Below are 12,179 nucleotides of genomic sequence, written 5' to 3'. Positions count from 1 at the left end.
CGGACTCGTCGCAGTCCTCGCCGTCGTGGCCCGACCCATCGCAATCCTCACCCTCGTGGCCGGACCCGGCGCAATCTTCGCCGTCCTGGCCCGACCCCTCACAGTCCTCGCCTTCGTGGCCGGACCCCGCGCAGTCCTCGCCGTCATGGCCGGATCCGTCGCAGTCCTCGCCTTCGTGGCCCGATCCGTCGCGGCAGGGCTCCGCGCCCTCGCAGGGGTCGCAGCAGTCCTGGCCGGACTCCGGGCCCGCCTGGTCGGACGCCCCGCCATCCTCGGACGCGTGGTCGAACCTCGGCCAGCCTGACGGCCGACAGCAGTCGCGTCCGGGTGACCCGGCCTCCTATGGCCAGGGCTCTCCGGACAATCAGGCCACGGCGTACCACCAGTTCCCGAATCCGCTCGGCGAGCGGGCGTACCCGCCCGCGGACGACCGAGGCGCGCCGCGGTCCGGCTCCCCGCTGGACGGCCCTCGTTCCGGCTCCCCGCTGGACGGTCCGCAGGGCGGCTCCCCGCTGGACGGTCTGCAGGGCGGCTCTCCGCTGGACGGCCCGCGAAACGTCACTCCACTGGACAGCCGGCGCCGTGGCACTCCCCTCGACGAGCGTGCGGTGCCGCGCTCCGCGCCCTCCCCCGACGACCGCCTGGTCGCGTACGGTCAGGCGCCGGTCGGCCAAGCACCGCCCGGCCAGCCGCCGATCGGCCACGGGCCAGGTGGCCACGGTCCGGGTGGGCAAGGACCGGGTGGGCAAGGACCGGGTGGGCAAGGACCGGGTGGGCAAGGACCAGGTCGCCACGGGCCAGGTGGCCAGCCGCCGGGCGGGCAGCCGCCGACCGGAGAGGACCAGCAGGGCGAGCAGGGCAGGCCGGGCTCTAACCTGAGCCGTGACCCGTCCGACCCGGATCACCGGTTCGTGACGGCCGGTCAGATCAGCGGCTCCCGCACCCCGCCGCCCGAGCGCCAGCAGGAGCTCTGGAACACCGTCTTCGGCGACGACTACCAGGCGATGGGCGAACCGGAGTCGCTGGACAACCCCGGCAAACCCCTCTGGATCTACGCCCTGGCGGGCTCGGTGGCCATCGCCCTGGTCGGCGCCGTCCTGTGGGCGTTCCTGGCCGGACCGCTGGCCAGCAACACGCCATCCGCCACCAACACCGCGGCCGCCAAGCCGAGCACGTCGGCCAGCGCCGCCCCCACCAAGGCGGCGAGTTCGATCCCCCGTCTGCCGCGGTGGTCCGGCAAGGCCGCCCCCGTGACGGGCGTAGTCGCCAACCCCTCCGCCGGCATCACGATCCCGCGCCTCGGCGGCACCTGGCAGCAGGACCAGCGCGCCACCGTCAAGACCACGTACGGCTTCGACACCCGCCAGTACGTGATCACGGGCACCAACAGCTCCGCCCAGATCCTCACCGGCCCGCTCCCGGCCAAGCTGGCGTCCGCGTTCACCAGCGAGGACGACCTGGAGCCGGTGATCAAGCAGGTGGTGCTGAACGCCCGCAAGCGCTTCTTCCCCGAGGGCAACACGGTCAAGAAGATCGCCCAGCAGCCGATCAAGGTCGGGCAGTCCTCGGGCCGGGTCATCGCCTACGCCCTGACCTCGGGCACCGAGAAGGCCACGATCGTCACGGCCGCCATCAACACCGGCAAGGACGTACCGGCGATCGTCTACATGTCGATCCCGTCGACCAGCAAGCAGCTTCTGCCGGACGTCAACACGGTCATCAAGCAGATCAAGGTCACCCCCACCTCCTGACCCTGTCCCCCGGCCCCCGGCGTCCCGCGGGCCGGGCAGGCGGTTCTAGAAGGTGCACTCCAGGTGCTTGATGCCGTTGATGAAGCTGGAGTGCAGGCGGTCCGGCTTGCCTGCCTGGATGCCGGGCACCCGGCGGAGCAGTTCCCGGTACATCACCGTGATCTCCCGCCGGGCCAGGTGCGCCCCCAGGCAGAAGTGCGGCCCCGGCCCGCCGAACCCCACGTGCGGGTTGGGTGAGCGGGTGATGTCGAACCGCTCCGGCTCCTCGAAGACGGCCTCGTCGCGGTTGGCCGCCCAGTAGTACAGGACCGCCTTGTCGCCCTTCCGGTACAGGTGGCCGTTCATCTCGTAGTCCCTGGTCACCTTGCGGCGCATGAAGTTCACCGGTGAGGCCAGCCGGACGATCTCCTCCACGGCCCCCGCCGCCCGGCCCTGGACGTCCTCCAGCCACAGCGCCCGCTGGTCGGGGTTGTTGGTGAGCAGGCGCAGGCCGTACGAGATGGCATTACGGGTGGTCTCGTTGCCCGCCACCACCAGCAGGATGAAGAACGACCCGAGCTCCTGCGACGTCAGCCGCTCGCCGTCGATGTTGGCGTTGACGAGGGAGGACGTCAGGTCGTTCGTCGGCTGGTCGATGCGGTAGGCGGCCAGGTCCTGGACGAGCTGCTGCAGCTCCATCCCGGCGTTGAGCAGGAGCGGGACCACCTGGGTGACGTCGTCGCCGGTGTATTCGGGGTCGAAGCCGCCCAGGATGACGTTCGAGCGCTCGAAGACGAACTGGTAGTCGCGCTCGGGGATGCCCATCATGTCGCAGATGATCTTCAAGGGCAGGCGGGCGGCGACCTCGGTGACGAAGTCGCAGCCGGAGCCCTTGACCAGAAGATCGTCCACGATCTTGGCGGCCGCGATGTCCACGTCCGCCTCGAACTGCTTGATCATTTTAGGGGTGAAGGCCCGGGAGACGATCCGGCGCAGGCGCGCGTGCCGGGGGTCGTCCATGTTGATCATCGAGCCGAAGTACTCGGCGAACTCGGCGGGCATGTCGAGGATGTTCGTGGCCCCGCCGTCGCCCGAGGAGAAGACCTCGGGAGTGCGGCTGGCCTCCAGGATGTCGGCATGCTTGACCAGCGCGTAGTAGCCGGGCCCCTGCGGGGCGAAGTCGACCAGGGGCTCGGCGAAGAAGGCCGGCGTATCCCGCTCCCGCAGCCGGTCGAAGGCGGCTCTCCGCTCCGCCATCGGCTTGGCCCAGAAGTCACGGTCCGACAGGTCGAAGTCAAGCACGTCCATGAAACACCATCATTCGGATAGCGGCCTGTTCACGTCAACGCGATCGAAGTACACCGTACGTCTCCGTGGCCGGGTGCGCGCGGAAAATCGGTGGCCTCCGGAGGCGGATGATCTATAGCGTGGGCGCATGAAGTTCTTCTTCTTCCTGCGCTAGCGACCCGCCGGCGGGCCGTGGATGACCCACCGCCGGTGATGCGGGACGGCCGACCGCCGTCCCGGGTCGCGACGTGGGAGAAGAAGGACACGTGCATACGCTTGCCGTGGCCAGGGCGGTGCGTGGCATCGAGCCCCTGGTGGCCGCGGAGATCCGACGTGCCGGGCTTGGGGTGGTGCGCGGGGTGCGCCACCGTGAGGTGTGGTTCGAGACGGCCGATCCCGGGCCGGAGCTGCTGGGGTTGCGGACGGCGGACGATGTGCTGCTGGTGGCGGCCGTCGTGGAGGGGATCGGGCGCGGCAGGGAAGCGCTGGGGCGCCTGTCGCGGGCGGCTCGCGAGCTCGACGCCGAAAGCCTGACGAAACTCACCCACCAGATCACCGGCCAAGCCACCGACCGCCCGCACGAGTTGCGGGACGGTGGGACGCGGGACGCTCTATCGTACGGCGTGCTGGAGGGCGGCCCACCGTACGGCGGGCGAGGCGGTGGAGTTGAGGTGTCGGCGTCGTTCGTCGGGCGGCGGAACTACAGCCGGTTCGACATCGAGGACGCCGTCGGTGCCGAGCTCGCCCGGCCGCTGGGCCTGCCGTACCACTCGCGCCGCGACGGCCGGGTGCCGCCCGAGGGCTCGACGGCGTGGCGGGTCACGGTGGAGGACGGGCAGGCGGTCATCGCCCTGCGGGTGCCCGCCAGGCCGCTGCACCGCAGGCCGTACAAGATGGAGTCGATCCCGGGCACGCTGCACCCGCCGGTGGCCGCCGCCATGGCCGGGCTGGCGCGGCTCGACCGCGCCGGCACGGTGCTCGACCCCTGTTGTGGCGCCGGCACCACGCTCATCGAGGCCCGCGCGCTCGCGCCGCACGCGCGCCTGATCGGCTTCGACCACGACCCACGCGCCGTCCACGTCGCCGCCGCCAACGCCACCCGCGCCGCGGCCGACTCCATCGCCTGGGGGGTGGCCGACGCGGGGCGGATTCCCCTGCCGGACGGCAGCGTGGACCGGGTTCTGGTGAATCCACCCTGGGACCGTCAGGTCGCCCCGAGCGGACGCCTCCGCCGCGACCCCGGCCGCCTGTGGCGCGAGATCCACCGCGTCCTGGCCGTGGGTGGCACCGTGGTGGCGCTCGTTCCGGAGGCGTGGCGGCCGCCCGGATTCGGGGTGGACAGGGTGATTCATCTCACCCTGTCAGGCCGCCATCCGGTCGTGGCGGTCCTCAGGAGGTCAGCCAGTCGAGGATGAGCCGGTTGACCTCCGCCGGCTTTTCGAGGTGGAGGAAGTGACCCGCGCCGGTCACCTGCTCGGTCCGCGACCCGGCCGGCAGGTGGCTCAGCGCGTCCTTGACCAGGTCGGCCGAGAGGCAGCCGTCCTGGGTCCCGTGCAGGTAGAGGATCGGCCCGGTGGTGGCGGGCTCCGGTGCCGGGTAGCGGCCGGTGGGCGGGGTGGTGCCGAGCATCGCCCGGTAGTAGCCGATGGCCGCCGCCAGGTTCGCCGGTGCGCCGATGCTCTGCCGGACGAACTCCAGGTCCTGCTCGGCGTCGTAGCCGGGCGACCAGTCGCGCCAGATGCCCTCAAGGAAGCCGGGTGCGGCGGCGGCCGTCTCGGCCAGGGCGGTCTGGAAGAGGAAGACGTAGAACGAGCGCTTGAGCTGCTCGTAGTCCAGGAACCCGGTCGCCAGGGCGGCCGCCGGCGGCACGGCCATGGCCACGGATCTGCGGAAGCGGTCGGCGGTCGCGTAGACGGGGAACGCGCCCCAGTCGTGACCGATGAGCACCGCGGCGGAGTCGCCGCCGAGCTCCTCGTGCAGCGCCCGTACGTCGGCGACGAGCGCGCCGGCCTCGTAGGCGCCGTCGGCGGGGATCTCGGTCGGCGCGTAGCCGCGCAGGAACGGCGCGACCGCGCGGTAGCCACGCTCGGCCAGCGCCGGGAGCAGGTGACGCCAGGTGTGGGCCGTGTCAGGGAAGCCGTGCAGGCACAGGGCCAGCGGCCCCTCCCCTACGGCCAGATACGCGAACTCCACCCCGTTGGCGTGGACGGTTCTGATCTCCATGACTGCGAAACCTAGCAGTCGGCTCTCCGCTGGAGTAGCACTCCGGAATCAGCCGCCCTCCTCGACCCCCACAGCGGGCAGCCCAGCCCGAACTCGAACCGATCCGGGTCGTGATCACTTCGCCGTCCGCTGAGCGGCCGCGATCCCGGTGAGGATGCGGCGCAAGCCGTAGGAGAACTGTTCGGCCGGGCTCAGGTCAGCGGACTCGGTCATACGCGAGACCCGGGGAAACGCACCGCTCTCGATGACCTTGCGCATGTAGGGGGCGACGTCGGCGCGCCACTCGTCCTCGGTCTGTCCGGTGCGCCGCTGGGTCTCCTTTTCGGCGAGCTCGCGCATGACCGCGCCGCGCACGTAGTCCCTGATCAGCCCGACGGCCGAACCCGCGTCGGCGATGTCGGAGGTCAGCGGGGCGGCCGCGGTGAGGGCGTGCTCCAGGCCGCGCAGCCAGTTGGGGCCGAGCGATGGCCGGGTCGCCAGCAGCGGGGCGAGCCAGGGGTGCCGCAGCCACAGCTCGCGCTCGTGGTGGGCGTACGCCTCAAGGTCGGCGCGCCAGTCTCCCGTCAGCGGCACGTGCTGGTCCTGCACCGCGTCGGCCATGAGGTCGAGCAGGTCGTCGCGGCTGTCGACGTAGCGGTAGAGCGAGGTCGTACCGGTCGACAGCTCGGCGGCGACGCGGCGCATCGACAGCGCGTCGAGCCCTTCGGCGTCGGCGATGGCGACGGACGCGTCCACGATGCGCTCCACGCTCAGGGCCTGCCTTTTCGGCTGGTATGGCTCGCGCTCCCAGATAAGCGGCATGGACAGGAGTCTACAGTTGTGGGTACGGTGTTCCCATGAATGGGCACACTGTTTCCACAGATGTTTTGATCGCCGGCGGCGGATCCGTCGGGCTGATGCTCGCGGTGCTGTTGCGCCACCACGGCGTCAAGCCCCTCGTCGTCGAGGAGAAGCCAGAGCTGTCGCACCACCCCAGGGCCAACGGCATCGGGCTGCGGTCGGTGGAGATCCTGCGCGAGGTCGGCCTCGAAGAAGCGGTCAACGAGGCCGCGGTCGACCTGCGGGCGGGGAAGATCAGGGGGCACACGCTCGCCGAGGCCGACTTCACCGAAGGCGAGGCGTGGAAGGCGAGAGGCGAGGCCGAGTTCACCTACACGCCGGCCCGGATCCGCGGCATCTGCGCACAGAACCGGTTCGACCGCGTGCTGATCACCAAGGCGGGCGACGTGGAGTTCGGCGTGGCGCTCGAGTCGTTCGAGCAGGACTCCGACGGCGTCACGGCGACCCTGTCCGACGGGCGTGTCGTGCGGGCGCGCTACCTGGTGGCGGCCGACGGTGTGCGCAGCCGGGTTCGGCAGATCCTCGGCGTCGGCCTCACCGGTCCCGGTGCGATCGGCGAGGAGACGACGAGCGTCCTGTTCCGCGCTGATCTGCGCCCGAGCACGCCGTTCGCCATGTGCGACATCGAGCATCCGGACGCGACCGGGCTGCTGGTGACCGTCGACGGCGAACGCGAGTGGGTCTTCCTCACCCGCATCGACACGGAACCGACTCCGGAGCTCATCCGCACCGCGCTCGGCGACCCGTCGATCGAGGTGGAGATCCGCAGCGTGCTGACGTTCCGGGGGCGCGGCCAGGTGGCCGATCGCCTCCGCGTCGGGCGGGTCTTCCTGGTGGGCGACGCGGCGCACGCCATCCCTCCGCTGGGCGCGTTCGGGCTGAACACCGGCATCGCCGACGCGCACAATCTGGCGTGGAAGCTCGCGCACACGCTGCGCGGTGAGGCCGGGCCCGAACTGCTGGAGACCTATCACGCGGAGCGCCATCCGGTGGCCCTCATGACGATGCGACAGGCGCTCCTGCGGTTCAACGATCCGTCCCTGCACTGGGGGCAGGACATGGCGGAGGCGCGCAAGGCGGCGGGGGCGATCAACGCGCCGGTGGTGCACATGGGCTACCGGTACGGCGGCGCGGAGCTCCCCTCCACCGAGGACGTCGCCCTCGACCTCGACGGGTCGCCGGGATCCCGCCTGCCGCACATGTGGGTGGCCGACGGGGTGTCCACGCTGGATCTCATCGGATCGCGGTGGTGCGTGCTCACGGCCGATCCCGGCCTGGCGGCCGACGTTCCGGTGCACGTCGTGGACGGCTGGCCGTACGGGACACTCCTCGTACGGCCTGACGGGTTCGTGGCCTGGCGCGGCGAGGAGGGCCTGGCCGAGGCCCTCAGAAGGTGTACTTCAGGTGCTTGATCCCGTTGATGAAGTTGGACAGCAGGAAGTCGGGCTCCCCCTCTGACCTGATGCCCGGCAGACGGGTGAACAGCTCGCGGAACATCACGGTCATCTCCCTGCGCGCCAGGTGGGCGCCCAGGCAGAAGTGCGGGCCGGGACCGCCGAAGCCGACGTGCGGGTTCGGATCGCGGGTGATGTCGAACGTGTCGGGGTCCTTGAACACCGTCTCGTCACGGTTGGCCGAGTTGTAGAAGAGCAGGACCTTGTCCCCCTTCTTGTAGCGCATGCCGTTCATCTCATGGTCGCGCGTGAGCGTGCGGCGGAACTGGATCACCGGCGTGGCGTAGCGCACGATCTCGTCGCACGCCTTGGTGACGCGGCCGTCGAAATCGTCCAGGAGCAACCGCCGCTGCTCGGGGTGGTCGGTGAAGAGCTTGAGCCCGTACGCGATCGCGTTGCGGGTGGTCTCGCTGCCGGCCACCACGAGCAGGATGAAGAACGAGCCCAGTTCCTGGGAGGTGAGCCGTTCCTCGCCGTTGACCAGCAGGCTGACCAGGTCGCCCGTGGGATTCTTGCGCCGCTCGTCGCCCAGGCGGGCGGCGAGCCGGTTCAGGGAGAAGCCGGCGTGCAGCAGCTTGGCCAGGCCGCGGGCCACGTTGACGCGGCTGAACTCGGGGTCGATGCCGGTGTACTCGGGGTCGGCGTTGCCGAGGATCACGTTGGTCCGCCGAAGCACCATGTCATGAAATGTCGCCGGAATGCCCATCATGTCGCAGATGACGCGGACCGGGAGCCGGGCAGCGATCTGCGCCACGAAGTCGCCCGGCCCCTCCTCGATCGCCCGGTCCACGATCTCGGCGGCGGCCGTGGCCAGGTCCTCTTCCATCTTGGACAGGATGCGCGGCGTGAACGCCCTGGACACGATCCGGCGCAGCCGGGCGTGCCGCGGGTCGTCCATGTTGATCATCGACCCGAAGTACACGGCCAGCCAGCGCGGCATGTCGGGCACGCTGTTGGAACACGGCTCACTGCTGAAGACGGCCGCGTTCCTGCTGGCCTCGGTCACGTCCGCGTGGCGCACCAGGGCGTAGTAGCCGGGACCGCCCTTGATGAACGGCACGGCCTGCTCCGTCAGGAACACCGGCTCGTCCAGCTGGCGCAACCGGCGGAAGACGGCCATGCGCTCGGCCTGGGGCAGCCCCCAGAACACCAGTTGCGAGATGTCCAGGTCACTGGAGAGCGTCATGAACACCAAGCCTTCTGCAAGTAGTCACTTACGTCAAGGGCGCTTGGTGATGAGCTCGGCTCCCTTCTCGCCGATCATGATGGCTGGGGCGTGCGTGTGTCCACGGTTGAGGGTCGGCATGATCGACACGTCCACGACCCTGAGCCCGTCGAGACCGCGTACCTTGAGCTCCGGGTCGACGACCGACTCGGCGTCGGTGCCCATGCGGCAGGTGCCGACCGGGTGGTAGAGGGTCTCGCCGCGCTCGCGTACCCACTGGGTGAGCTCGGCGTCGCTCTCCGGCCCCTGGTAGGGGGCCATCGGGCCGCCCGCGTACTCCTTCATCGCGGTGGTGGCGAAGACCTGCTTGGCCGTCTTCAGCCCGGCGACCAGCCGCTTGACGTCGGCCTCCCGGGTCAGGTAGCCGGGGTCGATCACCACCTCGCGGCCGCTCAGCCCGACCCGGCCGCGGCTCTCCGGCTGCAGCAGCACCACGCCGACGGTCAGCCCGTGGCCGGTCGGCGGCGTGAGGCCGTGGTCGATGAACGGGCCGGGCGCGAAGATCAGCTCGATGTCGGGGGCGGGCTCCTCCGGCGAGGTCCTGATGAACGCCACCGCCTCACCCACGTTCGTGGTGAGCATGCCGGAGCGCAGCACGATGTAGCGCAGGAGGTTGCCGATCGACTCCGCCTTGGTCAGCGTGACCGGCTGCTTGGACTGCACGTACACACCGGTCGACAGATGATCCTGCAGATTCTTGCCGACCTCGGGCAGGTCCCGCACGACCGTGATGTTCTCGTCGCGCAGTTCGTCGGCTGCGCCGACCCCCGAGCGCATGAGCAGGTATGGGGAGCCGATCGCCCCCGCCGACAGGATGACCTCCCGCCTGGCCCTGACCTGCGCGCCGCCGTCGTGCTCGACGCCGACGGCCCGCGTGCCCTCGAACAGCACCCGGTCCACGGTCGCACCGGTGATCACCGTCAGGTTGGGTCGTTTCAGCACCGGGCGCAGGTACGCGTCGGCGGAGCTCCACCTCCTGCCCCGGTTCTGGGTGACGGGCGTGGCGCTGTAGCCCTCGTTGGAGCGGCCGTTGAGCTCGGCCAGCCGCTGTAATCCGAGCTCGTCGCAGGCTTTGAGGAAGGCCGCGGTGGTGACGTTGGGACTGCGCAGCTCGGAGATGAACAGCGGGCCGGACGAGCCGTAGACGCCGCCGTTGTTGCTGCCGACGCGGTGCTCGGCCTTGATGAAGTACGGCAGCACGTCGTCGTAGGTCCAGCCCGGGATCCCCCACTGGTCGTAGTCGCGCTCGCAGCCGCGTACCCACATCTGCGCGTTGAGTGAGGACGAGCCGCCGAGCACCCTGCCCCTGGGCCAGTAGAGCTCGCGGCCGGACATCTCGCCCTGCTTGGCGGTGGTGTAGTTCCAGTCGTAGTCGGTCTTGAACAGCTTGGCGAAGCCCGCGGGCATGCGGATCTCCAGCTTGTCGTCCTTGCCGCCCGCCTCGATCAGGGCCACGGACACCCCGGGATCGGCCGACAGCCTGTTGGCCAGCACACATCCCGCCGACCCGGCCCCGACGATCACGTAGTCGTACTCCATGGCCCCTCCCAGGCGTAAGTAATCTGGTACTTGCTTACTCCCAGGCGATGTACCGCGTCCATACGCGTCTGTAACCGCCCTTTGAGGTGAGCCTAGGGTGCGGTGTTTGCCCCTACGGTGGGCCGCGTTCAGCGGACCACCGCAGGGTGCGGTGTTTGCCCCTACCGGTCGGTATGTCTTGCTGCCATGATGGCGCGCAAGCCGTACACAGGGAGGAAGGCGCTCATGCTCAACCTGTCGATCGTCCTGGAGGACAGTGCCAGGGCCACGCCGGACGGCACGGCCATCGTCTTCGGGGACATGCGCCTGCCGTACTCAATGATCGACACTGTGGCCGCTCAGGTGGCCAACCTGCTGGTCTCGCGCGGCATCGGCAAGGGTGACAAGGTCGCGCTGGCCTGCCCCAACCTGCCGTACTTCCCGTTCGTCTACTACGGCATCCTCAAGGCCGGGGCGACGGTGGTGCCGCTCAACGTGCTGCTGCAGTCGCGGGAGATCGCCTACCACCTTGACGACAGCGACGCCAAGGCGCTGTTCTGCTTCGAGGGCACGCCCGAGCTGCCGCTGGGCGAGCGCGGCAAGGCCGGCTTCGAGGCGTCCGAGGGGTGCGAGCACTTCTTCGTGCTGCCCGCCACGCCGCTGGCGACCGAGTCCGTGTACGGCGAGTCGATCTGGGCGGCGCTCGACGGCATGTCCGGCGTGTTCGAGACCGTGCAGACGGCGGCCGAGGACACGGCGGTGATCCTCTACACCTCCGGCACCACGGGCCAGCCCAAGGGCGCCGAGCTCAGCCACCAGAACATGCTGATGAACGCCATCGTCTGCGACCGGATGTTCCCCAGCGCCGAGGGCGGCGACGTGATGATGGCGGTGCTGCCGCTGTTCCACTCGTTCGGGCAGACGGTCGTGATGAACCAGGGGTTCCTGCGGCGGGCCGCGATCGTGCTGATGCCGCGCTTCGAACCGGGCGACGCGCTGGCGCTCATGGCCAAGGAGGGCGTCACGTTCTTCGCCGGCGTGCCGACCATGTACTGGGCGATGCTGTCGAAGGTCCACGCGGACGGCGTCGCGCCGCCCGCGAGCCTGAAGACCGCCGTGGCGGGCGGCTCCGCCTCTCCGCTCGAGGTGCTGAAGGACTTCGAGAAAACGTTCGGCGTCGCCATCCTCGAGGGGTACGGCCTGTCGGAGACCTCGCCGGTGGCCAGCTTCAACCAGCCGGACCACCCCGCCAAGCCGGGCACGGTCGGCACCCCGATCTGGGGCGTGGAGATGAAGCTCATCGACAGCGACTGGAAGACGGTCGAGGGCGAGGGGCCGGGCGAGATCGCGATCCGCGGCCACAACATCATGAAGGGCTACTACGGCCGTCCGGAGGCCACGGACGAGGTGATGCGCGACGGCTGGTTCCGCAGCGGCGACATCGCCACCCGCGACACCGACGGCTACTACTCGATCGTCGACCGGTCCAAGGACATGATCATCCGCGGCGGGTTCAACGTCTACCCGCGCGAGCTCGAAGAGGTCCTGATGACCCACGAGGCCGTCTCGCTGGCCGCCGTCGTGGGCGTATCGCACGAGTCGCTCGGTGAGGAGATCAAGGCGTACATCATCCGTACGCCCGGCTCGACCGCGACCGAGGACGAGCTGATCGCCTGGGCCAAGGAGAACATGGCGGCCTACAAGTACCCGCGCGTCGTGGAGTTCCGTGACGCGCTGCCGATGACCGCCACGGGCAAGATCCTCAAGCGCGAGCTCCGGTAGCCGCCTCGGAGCCCGACCGGGCGGGGGGGGGGGTAGCCCGCCCCCGCCGGGGGGGCCGGGGGAGAGAGGGGGGGGGAACCCCCCAGAAAACAAAACACACCACCCCAAAAAGGGTTTGGG

General features: G+C 70.0%; 10 protein-coding genes. 5 read left to right on the top strand and 5 right to left on the bottom strand.

The features are described from left to right. The first annotated feature begins 582 nt into the window (after positions 1–582). Both AB0J16_RS28520 and AB0J16_RS28515 read left to right on the top strand, forming a co-directional pair. The gene (locus AB0J16_RS28520; RefSeq protein ID WP_358544894.1) at positions 583–879 is read left to right on the top strand and encodes a hypothetical protein; all 297 of its coding nucleotides are present in this window, start codon (positions 583–585) and stop codon (positions 877–879) included. Between the two features lie 32 nt (positions 880–911). Next, the gene (locus AB0J16_RS28515) at positions 912–1,751 is read left to right on the top strand and encodes a hypothetical protein (protein ID WP_358544893.1); all 840 of its coding nucleotides are present in this window, start codon (positions 912–914) and stop codon (positions 1,749–1,751) included. 45 nt (positions 1,752–1,796) lie between these two features. On the opposite strand, the gene AB0J16_RS28510 is transcribed toward AB0J16_RS28515, so the two are convergent. Next, on the bottom strand, positions 1,797–3,038 hold the full coding sequence (locus AB0J16_RS28510) for a cytochrome P450 (RefSeq protein ID WP_358544892.1): 1,242 nt from the start codon (positions 3,036–3,038) through the stop codon (positions 1,797–1,799). A gap of 245 nt (positions 3,039–3,283) precedes the next feature. Here AB0J16_RS28510 and AB0J16_RS28505 point away from each other — a divergent pair, with 245 nt between their 5' ends. Then, positions 3,284–4,432 carry a methyltransferase domain-containing protein gene (locus AB0J16_RS28505; RefSeq protein ID WP_358544891.1) on the top strand — a complete coding sequence of 383 codons (1,149 nt, stop codon included), beginning with the start codon at positions 3,284–3,286 and terminating at the stop codon, positions 4,430–4,432. On the opposite strand, the gene AB0J16_RS28500 is transcribed toward AB0J16_RS28505, so the two are convergent. Further along, entirely contained in the window at positions 4,407–5,240 is an 834-nt protein-coding gene (locus tag AB0J16_RS28500) for an alpha/beta hydrolase (RefSeq protein WP_358544890.1), read from the bottom strand. The genes AB0J16_RS28505 and AB0J16_RS28500 overlap by 26 nt on opposite strands. A 114-nt stretch (positions 5,241–5,354) precedes the next feature. Beyond that, positions 5,355–6,041, bottom strand: a complete 687-nt coding sequence (locus AB0J16_RS28495) for a TetR/AcrR family transcriptional regulator (protein ID WP_358544889.1) — start codon at positions 6,039–6,041, stop codon at positions 5,355–5,357. A gap of 35 nt (positions 6,042–6,076) precedes the next feature. On the opposite strand from AB0J16_RS28495, the gene AB0J16_RS28490 reads away from it, so the two are divergent. Next, the gene (locus tag AB0J16_RS28490; RefSeq protein WP_358544888.1) at positions 6,077–7,492 is read left to right on the top strand and encodes an FAD-dependent monooxygenase; all 1,416 of its coding nucleotides are present in this window, start codon (positions 6,077–6,079) and stop codon (positions 7,490–7,492) included. Here the strand turns inward: AB0J16_RS28490 and AB0J16_RS28485 are convergent. After that, a complete protein-coding gene (locus tag AB0J16_RS28485; protein WP_358544886.1) occupies positions 7,467–8,720 on the bottom strand; it encodes a cytochrome P450 in 1,254 nt (417 codons plus the stop codon). The genes AB0J16_RS28490 and AB0J16_RS28485 overlap by 26 nt on opposite strands. Before the next feature lie 33 nt (positions 8,721–8,753). Beyond that, positions 8,754–10,298 carry a GMC family oxidoreductase N-terminal domain-containing protein gene (locus AB0J16_RS28480; protein WP_358544885.1) on the bottom strand — a complete coding sequence of 515 codons (1,545 nt, stop codon included), beginning with the start codon at positions 10,296–10,298 and terminating at the stop codon, positions 8,754–8,756. Between the two features lie 225 nt (positions 10,299–10,523). Here AB0J16_RS28480 and AB0J16_RS28475 point away from each other — a divergent pair, with 225 nt between their 5' ends. After that, entirely contained in the window at positions 10,524–12,059 is a 1,536-nt protein-coding gene (locus AB0J16_RS28475; protein ID WP_358545306.1) for a long-chain fatty acid--CoA ligase, read from the top strand. Positions 12,060–12,179: the final 120 nt, after the last annotated feature.

The sequence above is a fragment of the Nonomuraea sp. NPDC049750 genome (genome assembly GCF_040659625.1).
In the GTDB taxonomy this organism is placed as follows: domain Bacteria; phylum Actinomycetota; class Actinomycetes; order Streptosporangiales; family Streptosporangiaceae; genus Nonomuraea.
This window is presented reverse-complemented; position numbering and strand designations above follow the sequence as displayed.